This is a genomic window from Maribacter algae, from assembly GCF_047345745.1.
Lineage (GTDB): Bacteria > Bacteroidota > Bacteroidia > Flavobacteriales > Flavobacteriaceae > Maribacter.
Genome location: NZ_JBLFES010000001.1, coordinates 684,720 through 704,207, shown reverse-complemented (window position 1 = coordinate 704,207; position 19,488 = coordinate 684,720). Strand labels below are relative to the sequence as shown.

Here is a 19,488-nt window from a genome sequence, read left to right as displayed (position 1 = left end):
ATTTATGCGGTAACCATTTTCAGTTCCTTATCCAGTATCGCCTTTATTTCGGGCTTACAACTGCCACAACCCAATCCTGCTCCGGTCTGCTTACATATTTCATTGAAATTTGTGCAGCCCGTCGCTATGGTGTCCCTAATATTCCCTTCACCAACTTGACTACAGGAACACAGCAGCTTTCCCTTTAAAGGTTCGGTATTATTGGCTCCGCGAAGTAGTTCATCCCGTTTTTCGGACAATTCTATTTCTTCTTCAATGAGTCTTTTGAATTCGGCAAATTCATTTTTATCACCCATGAGAATAGCACCTTTGAGCGTATCATCCTTTACGATGCATTTTTTATAAAATCGCTTGCGAACATCCATCAAAATAATTTCCTCATAAGTATCGTCATTGGCCGGTGCATTGACCATTCCGATACTGCACAAATCCAAATTTTCAAATTTTAAAATGTTCATTAAAACCGAGCCTGAATAGATACTGCTCAAATCTCCCAGAATATAGTTTGCAGCAATATCTGCCTGTTGTTCTGCAGCGGATGTTATTCCGAACAAGTTGTTTTTGAACTCGGCAATTTCTCCTAGCGCAAAAATATCAGGATTGCTGGTTTGGAGATAAGAATTTACTTCAACACCCCTTTGGACTTTTAAATTTGCCTGTTTAGCCAAAGCGATATTCGGTCGTGTGCCTATTGCATAGACAATGGCATTGCACTTTATGGTACGGCCCGTTTTCAGGTTGACCAAAATGGAATTCCTGTTTCCCTCTTCCTCAAAGACTGTACTCACCTCATTATCAAAATAGACCTGAATTCCCCTTTCCGCTACATCTTCCCCGAGTAATCTGCTTGCCACCGGGTCTAACTGGCGCTCCATGAGCCGTGGGGCACGCTGTATGATGCTGATGTTGATATTTATTTTTTTCAGGGATGCCGCCAGTTCAAGACCCAACAATCCACCACCTACGATTACAACATGCTGTTCTTCCGTAGGAAGTCCCGTTTCATCTAAATACCGTTTCAGTCGGTCGGCATCGTTACGTTCCCGCATGGTGAAACGGCCCGGCAAATCCATACGAACCTCACTGGGCACGAAAGCCCGGCTACCGGTCGCCATCACCAACAGGTCATACTTGTGTTTTTCTCCCTTATCGTCCGTTACGGTTTTTGATTTCTCGTCCACCTCAGCAATACCGTTACTGGCATATAATTTAATTTGGAGCTTTTCCAGCTCTCCCTGTTTTATCTTTTGAAGCGATTCCCAAGGCAATTCCTCGTTGACATATTCCGGAAGCAATACCCGATTGTAAAACGGATGCGGTTCTTTGGAAAATACATGTAGCTCGTCTGTTTCGTTTTTCTCCCGGTATGATTGTATAAATCGGTATGCCGCTGCACCTGCTCCTACGATTACGATTTTTCGAAACGCCTTTTCATACTTCTCGACACTTACCGCGCAGTACTTAAAATCTGGCTCCTTGGAAATGGGATCCACCAAATCGTTCGTAATATTGTTCGCCCTACTGAAACTGTTGTTCAATATTTTTCCCCAGTGCATGGGAAGAAATACCACTTTCTCACGAATATCCGGGCTTATCTTCACTTTTACCTGAACGCTGCCCCTTCTGCTTTTAACTATGGCGATATCACCTTCTTTTAAATTGGCCAAGTAGGCATCTACCATATTCATTTCCAGAAAGGGCGTAGGAATATGTGTTAGCAATCGCTTTACTTTTCCGGTTTTGGTCCGTGTATGCCATTGGTCACGTACCCTTCCCGTATTTAAGATTAGGGGATACTCTTCGTTCGTTTCTTCCGACTGATTGTAAATTTTGGCGGGTGCATTAAAGTGCGCTTTTTTATCCGCTGTATAATATTGTTTTTCTTCAAAAAGTCGGGCAGTTCCTTTATGGGTTTTATGTGGAACCGGCCATTGAAAACTCCCTTCATTCTTTAATCGCTCGTATGACAAGCCCGAAATATCGATATTCGTCCCTTTGGTCATAAGACAGTATTCGTCATAAACCTCACTTGTGGAAGCATAATCAAAGCCCGAAAATCCCATTTCTTGGGCAAATCGCCATAAAATTTCGGCATCGGGCAGTGCTTCCCCCGGTGCATCGATAGCTCTGGGCAAATAGCTGATGCGGCGTTCGGAATTGGTCATGGTGCCCTCTTTTTCCAACCAACCTGCAGCAGGCAGTAATAAATCCGCATATTTGGTGGTTTCCGAATTATGGGATATGTCCTGAACGACTACAAAATTGGCTTTTTCAAGTGCTCTTTCTATTTTATGTGCATTGGGCATACTCACCACAGGATTGGTACAAATGACCCAGATGGCCTTTAAAGTTCCTTTTTCAAGGGCATCGAACATTTCCGTTGCGGTTAGTCCCGCTTGTTGTTTTATAGGTTTTCCACCCCAAAATTCTTGTACTTCCCTACGATGTTCGGCATTGTTCAAATCCTTATGAACTGCCAAAAGATTGGCCATTCCCCCTACTTCACGACCGCCCATGGCGTTAGGCTGACCTGTTAATGAAAAAGGACCGGAACCGGGTTTACCGATCTGTCCGGTAAGCAATGAAATATTAAATAGCGCTACATTCTTGGAGACACCAATTACACTTTGATTGAGCCCCATAGTCCACATGCTGATAAAGCCTTTAGCCGTGCCGATATGCTTCGCCGCCAGTTTTAAACTATCCAGCGAGATGCCACATTTCTTTGCCGCTTCTTTTAAGGTCAACTGAAAGGCACTTTGCTTACAGGCCTCAAAATTGGCCGTGTATCTTTTGATGAAAGGCAGGTCTATTTTCTTCTTTTCAATCAGCCAACGGGCAATGGCATTAAAAAGAATGACATCCGTACCCGGCAGAATCTGTAAATGAACATCCGCCAAGGCACAGGTCTGTGTTTTTCTTGGGTCTACCACAATAATCTTCACATTCGGGTTTTCCTCCTTGTGCTTTTCCAGTCTTCTAAATAAAATAGGATGGCACCAAGCCGGATTGGCACCTGCTATCAAAAAACAATCGGCCAACTCAATATCCGCATAGGCTATGGGCACGGCATCTTCCCCAACCGTTTTTTTATAGCCCACTACGGCAGAACTCATACAGAGCCTAGAATTGGTATCAATATTATTGGTCCCTATGAAACCTTTGGTAATCTTATTGGCCAGATAATATTCTTCCGTAAGACATTGTCCTGAAACATAAAACCCAACACTATCGGGACCGTGTTTTTCTATAATACTCTTGAAAACTGCCGCTGCCCTTTTAAACGCCGTATCCCAATTGACCTGTTGCATTGGGTGATTTCTGCTCCACCTCATTTCAGGATACAGGATACGGTCGCTTATATCCTGTGCAACATAATTCAAATTCTTTCCTTTGGAACATAACATCCCTTTGTTCACTGGATAGTCTTCGTCACCTGTGACCGAAAGTGTTCCCCGAGCATCTTTATGAACCGTAATGCCGCAGCCCACTCCGCAATAAGAGCAAATAGTATTGTAGGTATTCCTTTTCTGCGACATAACAGCACTTTTATAAAGCAGAAAATTAAAAAATTACGTACTAATACGTAGTGAAGATATGATAATAGTTAGGGGGTATTTTTGAGGATTGATAATAATTGATGGAAAGTGTTGGGGTTTTGGTAATTCAAAATCATACCAGCTCAAACTCCCTAGCTTTTGTAGAAAGCTCAATAAGATTTTTTACTTCCATTTTACGCATCAAATTAAAACGATGTGTTTCAATAGTACGTTTGCTATTCTGTAGTTTTTCGGAGATTTCCTTATTGGTAAAACCGGCCAGGACCAATTCCAATACTTTAAGTTCCTTATTGGTCAAATCAAAAGGATTGCTTTTCGCTTTTTTGGAGACTTCAGGCAAAACGGAAGTCGCCTTTTCCGGATTCAATAAATTATTCACCAACACATTGGAAATATCACCGCTAAAATATTTGCCCCCACCATTCACGGTATGTATGGCTTTTATAAATTCCGTTTTATCCGTATCCTTCAACAAATAACCACTGGCACCTGCCTTAACAGAATTTAAAATATATTCCTCCGAGTCATGCATGGAAAGAATTATACACTTGACATTAGTTGGACTGCTATTGAGTTCTTCCACGGCTTCTATCCCACCCATTTCCGGCATACGAATGTCAATGATCAAAATATCGGGATTTTTTTCAGCTACCATCTCCAATGCTTTTTTGCCATTATCGGCCTCACCAATGACATCCAAATCCGTTTCACTTTCCAATAAGGCCCTGATACCATTGCGCACGAGCAAATGATCATCGGCCAGAACAATCTTTATCGTATCCAAAACATGCGTAGTTATACGGACAAATGTAATGAAATAGTTATTAGTTATTAGTGGTTTGTGGTTTGTGGTTTGTGGTTTGTGGTTTGTGGTTTGTGGTTTGTGAAGGAACAAAAAACTTAAATACTTAATTATAATTGAGCTATTATCTGAAAAAAAGCCACCACAACACCCTAAAGCGCCATGATGACTTATCGAAGCATCCTTCCAATGATTCAACTTTATACCATCTTTTATTCTTTGGCCGTATTTAAAAATTTTGGTTTTAAAATCAGCATGGCCCAAGCCCAATTTTGTGTGCTTTTGGCAGCATCTTCGGTAATTCCTTTTAGCTCATACATACCATCGGCAGGAAAAAGATGGGAGTATCCTATTTTGAGCGCATAGCCCTTAAATTTCTGGGTAAGTACAAAATCCACTTCGGTACCTAGGGATTTCTCGCCACTTGGCAGCTCTTGGTCACCGGAGAAATTCAATATTTTGGCCAACAAACTTGTGCTTTTTCCCAAGGTTAAATTGGCACTTGCGTGAACATCAAACAGACCGATCGTATTCACATGATTTCCTACATAAAAATAATCCATGAATCCGTTGAACTTATGATTGGTTCCAAAAGTGGGCAGGAAAGCTTCCGTTCTGTCGGTGGTATTTACATCATTCCCACTAATCAATTCTACACCTACTCCCAAACCTACCTTACCAGATGCTTTATATGTTACATCCAAGCCTAACAAATAAGCCCCTTTTACATCTGTAGCCCCATTAAAGAATTCCCCGTTTTGGATAAATGCATTTGCGGCAGCACCAAAACTTCCCTTTTTATAATTCAAGTGCGTTCCCAGAGTAATGAGACTATTGACGCCATCCGCATTTCCGGCATCATCAAAATTTTGATGCGCATAATTTACGGCCAAAAGGCTTGCCGAAAAGCTGTCCCATTTTTGTTTGGTATATACGTACTGCATGGTTTTGTACTGAAAGGGATTGTTGGCGGGATAAGCCGTTCCTTCATTTTGAAATCCAAAAAGCGGCCCTCCATTTCCATCTAAATCTTGATTAAATGCCAACCCAAAATCTAGCATAAATGTATCTCCTTGATATGTAATCAATGCTAAATCATGATTACGGCCCTGTTGCGCCCAATCGAGTCCTCCAAAAAAGCGTTGATCATCATAGGAGATAACCTGTCTCCCCAATTTTGTGGACCATTTGTCCCCTAATTTTAGGGAAGCCCAAGCCTCAAAGAGCGAAAACGAATTGTTTTCATCTACAGGGATAATCTGCGGATTTTCTCCCCAGACCAACACATCTTGAAGGCTTATGTACACTTTGAAGGATTCTGCCGTAAAACCTGCATTTAACCGTGCACGGGTATTAATGGCAAAACCGGCATCCGCACCATCGGGAATTAGGGTTTGGAATCCGTTTCTGTATTCCGTTCTAGGCCTAAACTGACCGTCTATGGTAAATTGTGAATAGCCAAATTGTAGCGTAAGCAGTACCATTAGGGCAATAATGCATCCTTTTTTCATATTGTTAATTTTAAAGGTTGGAATTAGTTATTTAATGTTCTAAAAAGTCAATTAGGTGTTTTCTATATTCATAGTAATCATCATGTTCCAAGACAGATTTTCTTGTTCTGGGTCGCTCAAAATCCACTTCTAAGATATCCCCTATCTTGGCACGTGGACCGCTTGTCATCATAACCACGCGGTCTGCCAGAAAAATAGCTTCATCCACATCATGTGTAATCATGACCGCCGTAATTTTTTCCTTGTTCCAAATTTCTATGAGGATGTCCTGTAGCTCTCCGCGCGTTAGCGAATCCAACATTCCAAAAGGTTCGTCCAATAGCAGTACTTTGGGCTTTATGGCAAAGGCACGGGCTATTCCTACGCGTTGCTGCATTCCTTGGGACAATTCACTTGCCTTTTTGTTAAAGGCATTTTCCAACCCCACTTTATGCAAGTAGTATTTGGCAATATCCGTTCGCTGCGCTTTGGTAGCATGGGGAAAAACACGGTTCACCCCGAGCAACACGTTCTGCAAAGCCGTCATCCATGGCATTAAACTAGGGGCTTGAAAAATTACGCCTCTATCAGGGCCGGGACCTTTTACAGGATTGCCCAATACTGAAATATTCCCACCCGAAATCTCATTGAGACCGGCAATCATACTAAGCATAGTAGTCTTTCCACAACCGGAATGTCCTATGATAGTTACAAATTCCTCCTTCATAATCTGAAGGTTCAAATCTTCAAGGACTACATAATCTCCCTTGGGCGTGGGATATATTTTTTTGAGGTCTTTTAAATTCAACATGACTTTAGATGGATAAACGATTCCATTTTCTACGGTCATATTTTTATCTACTGCTATAGTATTGGTCATCTTCTCGGGTTTAAGGTTAGGCTACAAAACTCTTTGGACTTATATCCGGTAAAATATAGGTCTCGGTAGATTTAGTTTTTCTTTCTTCCCCGATATCCATTAAATATTCAATGATGGCATTTCGGGTTTTCTTGTATTCCGGGTTATCGTTCAGTGCGGTTTTATTTCGAGGACGGTCTATATTTATTTTAAATTCCGGTCCCAAAGTGGCTTTTGGCCCTGGACGTAGTGGAATAATCCTATCTGCCATATAGATACCCTCATCCACATCATTCGTGATTAATAGCGCTGTACGTTTATCCTTGCTCCAGATATTTAAGATTTCATCCTGTAAATTGCCTCGGGTAAGGGCATCCAAGGCTCCTAATGGCTCATCCATAATGATCATCTCAGGATTCATGGCCAAAGCTCTTGCTACAGCCACACGTTGGCGCATACCCCCGGACAACTCCTTAGGCCTTTTATTTATGGCCGGTGTAAGACTCACCATTTCCACATATTCCGCAACACGCTCATTTATTTCAGTTTTGCTACTTTTAGGGAAAGCCTCCTTTACGGCCATGGAAATATTCTGACCTACCGTCAACCAAGGTAAAAGCGAGTAATTTTGAAAAATTACACCGCGTTCATGACTGGTATCCACTACGGGATTCCCCTTAAAAAGCACTTCCCCGCTTGTAGGTTTTAAAAGTCCGTTGATGAGGTTGACCAAGGTAGTTTTCCCGCTTCCGGTAAAGCCTACGATCGCTACAAACTCCCCCTCTTTGATATTTAAATTAATATCCGTTAAAACCTCAGTGGCATTGTTGCCTTCCCCATAGGTTTTATTGATGTTGTTCAGTTCTAAATACGCCATAGCTTTTTATTTTATGCGATTTCATTTTTGTTAAAGGACACCATATTCTGAATGGTCAACATAATCCTATCCAATAGGAATCCGATAATCCCAATAATGAACATCGCTACAATAATCTTGGAGTTGGAATCAATAGCACCATTTTGGAATTCTTCCCATACGAAAGATCCCAACCCGGGGCTTTGTGCCAATAGTTCTATTGCTATCAATACCATCCAGGCCACGGAAAGTGTAATACGAAGTCCCGTAAATATCAAGGGTAAGGATGAAGGTAAAATCACTTTGAACACCTTTTGCAAGGGGCCCAACTTTAATACTTTAGCCACATTGATATAATCTTTATCTACCGAGGAAACACCCATGGCCGTATTGACCAATGTAGCCCACATGGAACATAGCCCCACACTGATGAAGGAAATGATAAACGCACTGTCCTGATTGGAATCCTTAGTCATCGTTTTTACGATCATAAAAACCAATAACAACCAAACCACAGGAGAAACGGGTTTAAAAATCTGGATCAACCAGTTAAAGGAGTTCCTAAGGGTTTCGCTTAGTCCAATGATTATTCCAATAGGCACCGCTATGAGCAAGGCCAACAAGAAACCTGCAAAAACTGTCTTTAAACTCGTAAAAATTTGATCTACAAAAGAAGGTCTTCCGGTATAGGTTATCGGGTCCTTTCCTTGCGCTATACGTTTCTCGTTCAATACCGCCGTTTTCTCTTTAAAAGCCAATTTGTCGGCACTGATGACCTGATGATCTTTTATCAAGGTCTTAAACGATTCCCAAACCTGCGCCGGAGAGGGCAAGGTATTGGGCTGGCAACTCACATCGCCCGAAGCAATACAGGTCGCCATAGCATCTGCCGCTTCCTTTCCTTGGTCCGCCAGGGCTTTTTCTATTTTGTAATTGGCCTCCGTATTGAACAGGGCCTTGGAACCAGCATACCATAGTCCAATAAACACTAAAATAGAAAGCGTAGGTATCAATACTTTTTTTAAAATAGTCTTAATATCAAACTTTGGCGTCTTTAGTTTGAATTTATAGAGGGTTGCTTTCAGGACTCCTCCTAATTTTAAATCGTTCGTTTTCGTTACGGTTACACTTTGTTTCATCATTGGAAAGATTAAAAGATTAGCGTTACAAAGAGGATTCGTCCTTATTACCGATGTCAAAACTGTTGATATAGCCAATAGGGTCTTTGGCATCATACATAGTACCATCAATAAAATCGGATGTTGCAGGCTTATACCCATCCGTTGTAGGAATATCCGTTGCCGGTATATGACCCTCGGTCACTAAAAACTCGGCTGCCTTTTTCCAGATATCCGGTCTATAGATATCCTTGATAGTGGTATCGTACCAGTCCGCTGGTTTTGCTTCGGGAATTTGCCCCCATCTTCTCATCTGCGTCAAAAACCAAACACCATCGGAATAGAAAGGGTAGGTGGCGTTGTACTTATAGAATACATTAAAATCGGGCATTTCTCTTTTATCGCCTTTTTCAAATTCGAACGTTCCCGTCATGGAGTTTGCCAATACCACTTCGTCTGCACCCACGTATTGGGGCATGGAAAGAATCTTGACCGCTTCCGGTCTGTTTTCTGGCTCATCCAACCATTTTCCAGCACGAATCAGTGCTTTGGTCACGGCCACCGCAGTATTGGGGTTTTCCTCCACAAATTTCTTTGTCATCACAAAAACTTTCTCCGGATTGTTTTTCCAAATATCATAGTTTGTAGTAACCGGAACCCCTATCCCTTTAAAAACGGCTTGCTGGTTCCATGGTTCACCTACACAATAGCCGTAGATAGTTCCCGACTCCAATGTCGCAGGCATTTGTGGAGGTGGTGTTACGGAGAGTAAGACTTCAGCATCTATCTGTCCTTGAACGTTATCCGCAGTGTACATTCCCGGGTGAATTCCTGCTGCTGCCAACCAATATCGTATTTCATAATTATGGGTGGAAACTGGGAAAACCATTCCCATTTTAAATGGTTTTCCACTATTCTTATATTCGGAAATCACCGGTTTTAAAGCGTCTGCCTTAATAGGGTGTACAGGTTTACCATCAGCGCCTTTAGGTACATTTGGTTTCATTTTTGACCATACATCGTTGGAAACGGTAATACCGTTACCATTTAAATCCATGGAAAAAGGTGTTACCAATTCTGCTTGGCGACCAAAACCTGCACCGGCGGCAATAGGCTGGCCTGCGAGCATATGTGATCCATCTAACTGACCATCTATTACACGGTCCAAAACATTTTTCCAATTGGATTGCGCTTCAACGGAAACGAATAGGCCTTCATCTTCAAAAAATCCTTTTTCTTTCGCAATGGCCAAGGGTGCCATATCCGTTAGCTTAATAAAACCAAAAGTCAATTGTGGCTTTTCTATCTCAAGATTATTTGACGGTATGTCCGCTTCAGCAGTCTCTTTTGCTTTCTTGTTGGTTTTTTCCCCACAAGCAACTACAGCCATTGCCATGAGTAAAAATCCTAAGTACTTCTTTAATGTGGTTTTCATAATTTGATATTTATTGATTTATTCGCTTTCAATAAAACAAACATACGTACTTATATACGTATTTATACTTATTTGAAAGTTTTAACATACTTAAATACGTATTTTTATTTGAATCCGAATTCATCCATACCAAAATTGATAACAATAAAAAAAGCATCCCTGAAATTTGAGGAATGCTTAATAATTGAAAAAACAAAAAACTTTAAAAGCTGACTTTCGAACTTAAATAGGGAATGTTATAATCCTACATTCATTATATATTGGAGTGTAAAACCCGTAGCACTTCTTCTTCAAAAAAGGAAGGATGCTCCGCTACTACGTTACCGATTATAATAATACCTGGTTTTCTTATATCAATAGAGGAAATGTGATTTTCCATAGTCCCAAGTGTTGCTATGGTACAGGATTCACTATCCAAAGTTCCATTTTGGATTAAAGCGATTGGCATCAATGAACCTCTATATTTACTGACTTCATTCGTTATTTCCCATAATTTTCGAACTCCCATCAAGATAACCATGGTTGCCGAGGATTGCGAGGCATACTTTAAATCCTCCGAAAAAGAACCATCGTGTTTTGTGGCGGTCATCACCCAAAAACTACTGCTTATTCCACGTTTCGTCACAGGGATTCCTTGGCTTGCTGGAACAGATATAGCACTTGTAATCCCAGGTACTACTGTTACCGGAATACCAAAAGATTCCACATATTCAATTTCCTCCGAAGCCCTTCCAAAGACAAAAGGATCCCCTCCTTTCAATCGGACCGCATGACCATACTCAAATGCTTTTTCTACCAAAAGCATATTAATATCATCTTGGGTAAAAGAATGCTCACTGCATCTTTTTCCTACGTATATCTTTGGAACAGTAGCATCAATCCCCATAAGTAGCTCTTTACTCACTAGCGCATCGTATAGGATTACATCGGCCTGCTGCAAAACCGTTAAGCCCTTAACGGTTATGAGGTCTTTACTGCCTGGTCCTGCACCGACCAGTGTCACTTTGGGCTCTTTTTCGGGAATATGCATCATTTTAACTTTCAGTGGTTGATTATCAATTTCACAACAAGAATACGTAATTTTTTTCAAATTATCATTTAAAAAATAAGTATTAATACGTAATATTGCTTTGTTATTTTAAATCGAAGCATATGAAAACCATAATCGTTGTAGGAAATGGAATGGTGGGCTATAAATTTTGTGAAAAGTTCGTAGCGAGGGAAGAAAGCAAAAATTACGGACTTATTGTTTTTGGTGAAGAACCTAGAGCTGCTTATGACCGAGTGCACTTGAGCGAATATTTTGAAAATCAGGACGCGAAAGCGTTGGAACTTGCCCCTGAAAATTGGTATTCCGATAACAATATAAAACTGGTGACCAATGAACGCGTAGTTGATATTGATAGAGTCAAAAAAAGCATTGCTACCGCAAGCGATAAGGAATTCACATATGACTATTTGGTGCTCGCCACAGGCTCTTCCCCATTTGTACCACCTATTCAAGGGGTTGAAAAAAAGGGAGTATTTGTATACAGGACCATTGAAGATTTAGAGGATATGCTTGCCTATGCAGATAAAATAAAGCAGGAAAAACAAAACGGAAAAGCCGCTATTTTGGGCGGAGGACTTTTGGGTCTTGAAGCGGGCAAAGCGGTTATGGATATGGGACTTGAGCCTCATGTAGTAGAATTTGCCCCCAAGTTGATGCCAAGGCAATTGGATGCAAGAAGTAGTAATGTATTACAGTTGACTCTAGAAAATATGGGCATCACCATTCATACCGGGAAAGCAACGAACAAAATTCTAGGGAACGGTGTCGTCACCGGTATGGACTTTGGTGAAGATGACTCCTTGGATGTGGACATGTTGATAATTTCGGCCGGTATTCGCCCCAGGGATGAACTGGGAAAATTGTGCGACTTGGAAACGGGCATCCGTGGAGGTATCGTCGTAAACGAGAAAATGCAAACTTCAGATCCTAATATCTACGCTATCGGAGAAGTAGCACTGTACAATCAAATGATTTTTGGGTTGGTCGCTCCGGGATATGAAATGGCCGAGGTTGCCGTAAATCAGATTTTAGGGGAAGAAATAACGATGCGAAAAGAAATTGATATGTCCACCAAACTAAAACTTATTGGCGTTGACGTCGCGAGTTTCGGGGTACCCTATATGTCCCCTGAAAAAGGACTCTCCATTATCTACGAGAACAAGACCAAGGGCCTATACAAACGCATCAACGTAAGCCACGATGGTAAGACCTTATTGGGAGGTATTTTGGTAGGCGATGCGGAAGATTACAATATTCTGCACCAAATGCATCTTAACAATATGCCCTTGCCCGAAAATGCCGAGGAACTTATCGTTGGTGCCCGAGGTGAAGGCGGCTCGGCGTTTGGCAGTGCTATGGATTTACCGGATACCGCTGTCGTATGCTCTTGTGAAGCAGTGACCAAAGGAGGTATTTGCTGTTCCGTATTGGAAGAGGGTAACGAGACCCTTAAAGCGGTTGCCAAAGCGACCAAAGCGGCTACAGGTTGTGGTGGATGCAAGCCAATGGTGGCCGATTTAATCAAAGAAAGCTTGAAAACCATTGGAAAAACAGTAAAAGAACGTGTTTGCGAACACTTTGATTATTCCCGACAAGAGTTGTTCGATTTGGTGAGACTAAAAGGCATCCAAGATTATAATATCCTATTGGACGAGGTAGGCACAGGGCACGGTTGTGAAATTTGCAAACCGGTAGCGGCGTCTATTTTTGCAAGCATTTACAATGAAACGGCGAACAAGCAGGATACCATTCAGGATAGTAATGACCGTTACCTCGCAAATATTCAGCGAAACGGAACATACTCCGTAGTGCCAAGAGTTGCCGGGGGCGAAATCACCCCTAAACAATTAATGGCCATTGGAAGAATAGCGCAGAAATATGACTTGTATACCAAAATCACGGGTGGCCAGCGCATTGATATGTTCGGTGCACAATTGCACGAACTCCCTTTGATATGGGAAGAACTGATTGCAGAAGGATTTGAAACCGGCCAAGCCTATGGAAAATCGCTACGTACCGTAAAAAGCTGTGTAGGTTCTACTTGGTGCCGCTACGGAATGGATGAAAGCGTAAGCTTCGCCATTGAAATTGAAAACCGGTACAAAGGCATCCGTTCCCCACATAAATTTAAAGGAGGGGTTTCCGGTTGTATCCGTGAATGCGCAGAAGCACGCTGCAAAGATTTTGGTTTCATTGCAGTAGAAGGTGGCTGGAACGTTTACGTGGCCGGCAATGGAGGGGCAAATCCCAAACATGCTGAATTATTGGCCGAAAAAGTGGATAAGGAAACCGCTATAAAATACGTAGACCGTTTTATCATGTACTATATCAAAACCGCCCCTCCCTTAACGCGTACGGCCGCTTGGTTGGAAAAGTTGGAAGGCGGCATCACCTATTTACAAAATATTGTTATCAATGACTCTTTGGGCATTGCGGAGGATTTGGACAATGAGATGCAACATTTGGTAGATTCATACAAATGCGAATGGAAAGAAGCCGTGGAAACCCCAGAAATACGGGAGCGCTATACTCACTTTGTAAATTCCGAAGAAAAGGACAACAATATTGAATTTGTAGCGCTAAGGGCACAAAAGATGCCAAAAGAATGGGTTTAATAAAGTCAGGAATACAAATTATGACCATATTAAAAAGTGAAATATGATACCGGGACTGAATACATATATAGCAACAACGGAAAATGAAGCAACGTTTTGGTTCAAGGCTGCACCGGTCTCCAAATTCCCAAAAGATGGTGGAGCCTGTGTAAAATACAAAGACAAACAAATTGCCGTTTTTAATTTTACCAGAAAAGGCGAATGGTATGCCTGTCAAAATTTATGCCCCCACAAAATGGAAATGGTCCTATCTAGGGGAATGATAGGGGAAGAAGAAGGCCATGCCAAAGTTGCCTGCCCGTTGCACAAGAATATTTTTTCCTTAAAGACCGGCGAAAATTTAAATGGTACTTTAGAAGGAATCGCCACATATCCTGTAAAGATTGAGAACGACTTTGTGTATATTGGCTTTTCCGAATAAGCAATGTGCCATATATGCCCGATTCCCAAAAATTAGAGAAAGCTTTTCAACTTTTTGACGAAGCCAATAGTAAAGATCCCAACACCGAGGTTTTCAAAGGGAAATCATACCCAAAAGAAGTGCTTTATGGGCTTCGGATGACCGAAACCTTAAACAGTTTCATGCCCAATGCTTCCGAAGCGTTACGGCTTACCGCACGCTGCCAACATATTTGTAGATGGGAAATCCCCAGAGATCGTTATGAAATGAATCGCGCCGGATATTTGAAATGGCGTCAAGAATTAAAAAAATTCCACGCGGAAAAAGCCAGCGAAATTCTTAAAACAATAGGTTATGAGACCCAAATAATAGAACAAGTGGTTTTTTTGCTGATGAAAAAACAACTTAAAAAGAGTGAGGAGACCCAAACCCTCGAAGATGTCATCTGTTTGGTATTTTTGAAATACTATTTTGAACCTTTCGCCGAAAAGCATGATGAAGGGAAAATCATAGCTATCTTACAAAAGACTTGGCGAAAAATGTCCGAGAAAGGACACGGTGCAGCTTTAAAGCTCCCTTTCTCGGAGAAATCACAAGCCTTGATCAAGAAAGCACTGGAGGGTTGATGTATTATTCCCATAATCCTATTTTTACGGCGTGCAAAACAAAAATCCACAACACCAACTAGATACGGTAACTTTTTTTAAAGTTCGCCGCCGTTATTTGTTCGCTATTGCGGCCATTGCACTGACCGTTATCTTGGCACAAGTACTTATTCAACAACACCTCAACAATCAGTTAGATGATTCCAGGGTCATTAACGTAGCGGGACGACAACGAGCATTAAGTCAAAAACTGACCAAAGAAGCCTTGTTAATTGTCAATAGAACTTCCGGTTCAATAGCCCAAGAAAGCAACCTGAAACGTCTCAAAACAACTTTACGGACCTGGCAGATATCGCACAAGGCCTTACAATACGGCAATGATAGTATGGGCCTATCAAAAGAGCGAAATAAGATTGTCCTAAAGTTGTTTGAAGAATTGGACCCGTATCACCAAGCCATGGTCAAGGCCACTGAGGAATTATTAAAAAAAGACGTAGTTTCTACAAAAAAAGAATTCTTTAATCCCCAACTGAAAATTCTATTGGAAAATGAGCAGCTTTTCCTATCGAAGATGGATGCCATTGTAAATGAATACGACGCCCAAAGTAAAAAGCAGTTACAAGCATTAAAGTTCAAGGAATACCTACTTTTAGGTTTTTCGCTCTTTATTCTCCTGCTCGAGATCATCTTTCTTTTTAGACCGCTTTCCATACAGATAAAGGAAACCATTTCTAAATTGATACAGAGTCAAAACGAGTCGGACAAGGCAACACAAGAAATTAAGACACTCTTTTTAGAAAAGGAAAAATCTTTAAAGGAACTACAAGAACTAAATTTTGTTATTGACAATGCCGCTCTTTTTGCAAGTGCAAGAAAAGATGGTAGCATTGTGTTCATCAGCAAAAAGTTTTTGGAACTATTGGGGCATTCCTCAAAAGATTTAAAGCTACCCTTATCAGAGGTCCTGACAACCGATGAAGGGCAGCAAACTTATTTAAAAGAAGTGCTTCGTTCCAATCGAAAAAATGTCATACGGTCCGAAGAATTGAAAATAGAAACCAAAAAAGGTGTTTCCGTTTGGTTGGATATGTCCATCATACCGATGCATCAATCTAGCTTAAACCAAAGTATTCTCATTTTATGCTCCGATATTACCGAACGCAAGAACAATCAACTAAAGATCGAGGAACTCACCAAGCAGAACTATGAAGAGAACATCCGCCAAAAACAACAACAGGCCAGTTTAATAGTCGAAGGGCAAGAAGAAGAACGAAAACGGATTGCGAAGGACATTCATGACGGTATTGGACAGATGCTAACGGCCCTAAAATTCAATATAGAATCCATTGATTTAAGCGAACAGAAAAAGACCGAGGAAAAAATTGCCTACCTCAAAGAATTATGTTCCGATCTTATAAAAGGGGTACGTACCGCAACGTTTAACCTTACGCCACCTGAGCTGGAGGACCATGGAATCTTCCCAGCGTTACAGAAAATGACAACGGAGCTTAGCAGACTTACGGGCAAAAACATATTGTTCGACAATAAAGCGGAAAGCAACATTAGGTTTAACGCCCTGGCCGAGACCAATATTTATAGGGTCGCACAAGAAGCGGTCAACAATGCCATAAAGTATGCGGCATCCAACTATATTTTAGTTACCATAAACCATAAGGATGGAATCTTAAGTGTAGTGATCGATGATGATGGAAAAGGCTTTGATACCAGCACACTGAACGATGCCCCAAAACATAATAGCGAAGGTGGTATGGGCGTATTATCCATGAAAGAACGTATTAGTTATATTAATGGTCGTTTGTTCATAAATTCTATATTGGGAAAGGGCACACGGGTTACCATAAATTATAAGATTAACAATACCTTTGAAGATGGAAAGAAATGAACTGTATCCCATATTTCTTAAAGTAAACAATTTAAAGGTCTTGATTGTTGGCGGAGGTAACGTGGCCGAAGAAAAACTGACCTTTTTGTTAAAATCGAGCCCCAATGCACAAGTTGAAATGATTTCCCCTATGTACAGGGAAGGTACCGTGAAATTGGCACAAAAGCACGGGGTGAAAATACATGATGGCAAATACAGGACGAAGTATCTAAAAGGAAAACATATTGTTGTGGCCACTACGGATGTTCCCAAAGTGAACGAAAAGGTATATGCGGATTGCAGAAAACGATCCATCTTGGTGAACGTGGCCGACAACCCACCATTTTGTGATTTCTACATGGGCGGAATCGTGACCAAGGGAAATGTAAAAGTTGCGATATCTACTAACGGAAAGTCTCCCACGACCGCCAAACGCTTACGGCAATTTTTTGAGGATGTAATCCCGGAAAATGTAGACGATTTGGTAAAGAACCTCAATGAATACCGAAAAACGATAAAAGGCGATTTTGAAGAAAAGGTAGAGACCCTAAATGAGTTCACCAAAGGGCTGGTCAGTAAAAAAGGACAGGATGAAAATTAGAATCAGGGGAAATTCCATACGTTTTCGGTTAACAAAAACCGAGGTAGAAACACTTTTTAAAACGGGAGAAATAGAAGAAACTACACAAATCAAAAACAAAAGGTTTGGTTACAGGGTAAAATTGGTCGATCATACTGTTGTGTTAGATGCCAGTTTTGAGGAAGATACGATTTCATTGTTTCTTTCAAAATCAAAAAGCCAAGGTTGGCCAACGAATGCGGTCGTAGGATTTAATACAATTCAAAAAAATGAAGATGGGAGTACGCTCTCCCTGCTTCTGGAAAAGGATTTTGTCTGTATGGATGAACGCGTGGAAGACCAATCCGATAATTACCCCAATCCTAAATCGGCTTAAGTGTACAAAAGCATTTAAACTAAAAAGAGTCCGATTTATATAAACCGGACTCTTTTACGAGAACACTATATGAAAATGAAAAAATTTTACTTTGCTTTTGTAACACTGTAAATGTAGCTTAGTTATCACGTAAGCGGAAAGCTTTGTTGTGAACCATTCAATAATTGTGGTGAAATGTCCTAAAAATGATATTAGGCGTTTATGAACTTATTCCAAGTAAGATTTTAAAGCCAAATACACTCCATTACTCCAACCAAAACCATCTTGAACAGGGTATTCTCCGCCACCACCTTCCAATCCCATATCTTCTACGTTGTATTTCTCCACAAATTTTCCGGTATTCCGATATACTTTTTCATTGATGGTCACCCATCTCTGGGCAATTGTTTTGGCCAATTCCGTGTGCCCATAATTTTGTAATCCCACAATCGTCATCCATTGAAGCGGCGCCCAACCGTTTGGAGCGTCCCATTGCTCGCCGGTGTAATTCAATGTAGTGACCACTCCTCCAGACTTTAAGAAGTGCACCTCAATAATATTCGCAACACTATTAGCCTGTTCTTCACTTGCCATTTTGAAGAACAATGGATAAACCATGGCCAAGGATTTAATCCCGGTCTTTTCTTTTTTTACCCAGTTGTAATCTTCATAGACACCCTCTACAGGGTTCCATGAATTGGCATCCAAGAATTTGATTCTATCGTTCATACTGGTTTTTAAACGTTCCTTAAATTTCACGTCATCGGTATAACACAGCATGAGCACTTCTTCCAAACCGTACAATAGCGCATTTAAATCTACTGGAACAATATCCGTAGTTTCTATCGTCTCAATATTTTCACTATCTGCAAACCAACGGGAAGAATAATCCCATCCGGATTCTGCCCCGGACCTGAGGTCCCTGTACATTTTTTCACCTCCGTTTACTTCTTGAACTTGATTAAAATCTTCCTTGTAGGATTCTTGCCTTGGAGTATCCCCTTTATCATAGTATCTGTTTACAATCCCTTGCGGTGTGGCAACGCAATGATTTTTAGCTCCATTTTGTACGGTGCTTCCATCCATCCAAAATTCATATTCCTTGCGTAATGCTTCTTTATATTTTTGATATATGTCATTGCCCTTTTCCTGAGCCAAAAGCTTTACCATTTGCGAGAAAAATGGTGGTTGCGACCTTGTCACGTAATAACTTCTGTTTCCGTTTGGAATATGACCAATGGTCAGAATAAGATGGGAAAAGTTGTCCAACATATTTTCGATAAGCTCGTACTCCTTGCTCTCTACCAATCCTAACATGGTAAAATAACTGTCCCAATAATACACCTCCCTAAAACGTCCGCCGGGAACGATATAGGGCTCAGGAAGCGGTAATAAAGTACTGCCTTCTACCTTGCCGTCAGATTCCCTTTTGAGCACTGGCCAAAGTGAAATAACATGTTCTGCTGCCGTTTTGTCGGGGTCCGATTTAAAATTGGAACTGATGGACATGGGAACTTCAAAATGCTCGAGTACAAACTTTTTTAAATCGAAATCAGACGTGTTCTTTTGGTCCTTATATTCTGAGAGAATTTCGGCATAGGGATATTTAGCCGTGCAGTCCACAAAGGTTTTACTATCCGGAAACACCTCCCCTAATTGGACGGCCACGAATAATTCTCCCAATGCTTCATCTATCGGAACAATATTCAAGGTTTCCGACTCCTGGATTGTTATTGAAGCATCCGAAGATGATATCTCTTTTTTAACATCCCCCTTACAAGAAAGGAATATCAGCAAAAAAATAAGGAAATAGTGTTTCATAATGGTTCGTTTTTGAATCGACCTAAAGTAAAAAAATTAACTAATATCTAAAGGGAAGT

Annotated in this window: 15 protein-coding genes; 6 read left to right on the top strand and 9 right to left on the bottom strand. The window is 41.0% G+C overall.

Going from position 1 to position 19,488, the window contains the following annotated elements:
* Positions 1-2 precede the first annotated feature (2 nt).
* The 8 genes from ACKWBX_RS03030 to cobA form a co-directional block, all read right to left on the bottom strand.
* Positions 3-3,539 (bottom strand): molybdopterin-dependent oxidoreductase, encoded by a 3,537-nt coding sequence (locus ACKWBX_RS03030; RefSeq protein ID WP_413967165.1) that lies wholly within the window; start codon positions 3,537-3,539, stop codon positions 3-5.
* Between the two features lie 133 nt (positions 3,540-3,672).
* Complete coding sequence (locus tag ACKWBX_RS03025) at positions 3,673-4,344, bottom strand: response regulator transcription factor (RefSeq protein WP_413967164.1); 672 nt, start codon at positions 4,342-4,344, stop codon at positions 3,673-3,675.
* A 230-nt stretch (positions 4,345-4,574) separates the two neighbouring features.
* Complete coding sequence (locus tag ACKWBX_RS03020; protein WP_413967163.1) at positions 4,575-5,873, bottom strand: alginate export family protein; 1,299 nt, start codon at positions 5,871-5,873, stop codon at positions 4,575-4,577.
* Between the two features lie 31 nt (positions 5,874-5,904).
* Complete coding sequence (locus ACKWBX_RS03015; RefSeq protein ID WP_413967162.1) at positions 5,905-6,732, bottom strand: ABC transporter ATP-binding protein; 828 nt, start codon at positions 6,730-6,732, stop codon at positions 5,905-5,907.
* 16 nt (positions 6,733-6,748) lie between these two features.
* Positions 6,749-7,588, bottom strand: a complete 840-nt coding sequence (locus ACKWBX_RS03010) for an ABC transporter ATP-binding protein (RefSeq protein WP_413967161.1) — start codon at positions 7,586-7,588, stop codon at positions 6,749-6,751.
* A gap of 11 nt (positions 7,589-7,599) precedes the next feature.
* Entirely contained in the window at positions 7,600-8,706 is a 1,107-nt protein-coding gene (locus ACKWBX_RS03005; RefSeq protein WP_413967160.1) for an ABC transporter permease, read from the bottom strand.
* Between the two features lie 25 nt (positions 8,707-8,731).
* Complete coding sequence (locus tag ACKWBX_RS03000) at positions 8,732-10,120, bottom strand: CmpA/NrtA family ABC transporter substrate-binding protein (RefSeq protein WP_413967159.1); 1,389 nt, start codon at positions 10,118-10,120, stop codon at positions 8,732-8,734.
* A 253-nt stretch (positions 10,121-10,373) separates the two neighbouring features.
* Positions 10,374-11,210, bottom strand: a complete 837-nt coding sequence (gene cobA, locus ACKWBX_RS02995) for a uroporphyrinogen-III C-methyltransferase (RefSeq protein ID WP_413967158.1) — start codon at positions 11,208-11,210, stop codon at positions 10,374-10,376.
* Between the two features lie 62 nt (positions 11,211-11,272).
* Here cobA and nirB point away from each other — a divergent pair, with 62 nt between their 5' ends.
* The 6 genes from nirB to ACKWBX_RS02965 are packed head-to-tail and all read left to right on the top strand — an operon-like array spanning position 11,273 to position 17,629.
* Complete coding sequence (gene nirB, locus ACKWBX_RS02990) at positions 11,273-13,786, top strand: nitrite reductase large subunit NirB (protein WP_413967157.1); 2,514 nt, start codon at positions 11,273-11,275, stop codon at positions 13,784-13,786.
* A gap of 43 nt (positions 13,787-13,829) precedes the next feature.
* Complete coding sequence (nirD, locus tag ACKWBX_RS02985; protein ID WP_413967156.1) at positions 13,830-14,207, top strand: nitrite reductase small subunit NirD; 378 nt, start codon at positions 13,830-13,832, stop codon at positions 14,205-14,207.
* Between the two features lie 14 nt (positions 14,208-14,221).
* Complete coding sequence (locus ACKWBX_RS02980) at positions 14,222-14,812, top strand: DUF4202 domain-containing protein (protein WP_413967155.1); 591 nt, start codon at positions 14,222-14,224, stop codon at positions 14,810-14,812.
* Between the two features lie 31 nt (positions 14,813-14,843).
* Complete coding sequence (locus ACKWBX_RS02975; RefSeq protein ID WP_413967154.1) at positions 14,844-16,694, top strand: PAS domain-containing sensor histidine kinase; 1,851 nt, start codon at positions 14,844-14,846, stop codon at positions 16,692-16,694.
* Complete coding sequence (locus ACKWBX_RS02970) at positions 16,681-17,274, top strand: precorrin-2 dehydrogenase/sirohydrochlorin ferrochelatase family protein (protein ID WP_413967153.1); 594 nt, start codon at positions 16,681-16,683, stop codon at positions 17,272-17,274. Before ACKWBX_RS02975 ends, ACKWBX_RS02970 begins: the two co-directional genes overlap by 14 nt.
* Positions 17,264-17,629: a DUF7009 family protein gene (locus ACKWBX_RS02965; RefSeq protein WP_413967152.1), complete on the top strand. Its 366-nt coding sequence runs from the start codon at positions 17,264-17,266 to the stop codon at positions 17,627-17,629. The genes ACKWBX_RS02970 and ACKWBX_RS02965 overlap by 11 nt, the downstream gene beginning before the upstream one ends.
* A gap of 207 nt (positions 17,630-17,836) precedes the next feature.
* On the opposite strand, the gene treF is transcribed toward ACKWBX_RS02965, so the two are convergent.
* Entirely contained in the window at positions 17,837-19,429 is a 1,593-nt protein-coding gene (gene treF / locus ACKWBX_RS02960; protein WP_413967151.1) for an alpha,alpha-trehalase TreF, read from the bottom strand.
* Positions 19,430-19,488: the final 59 nt, after the last annotated feature.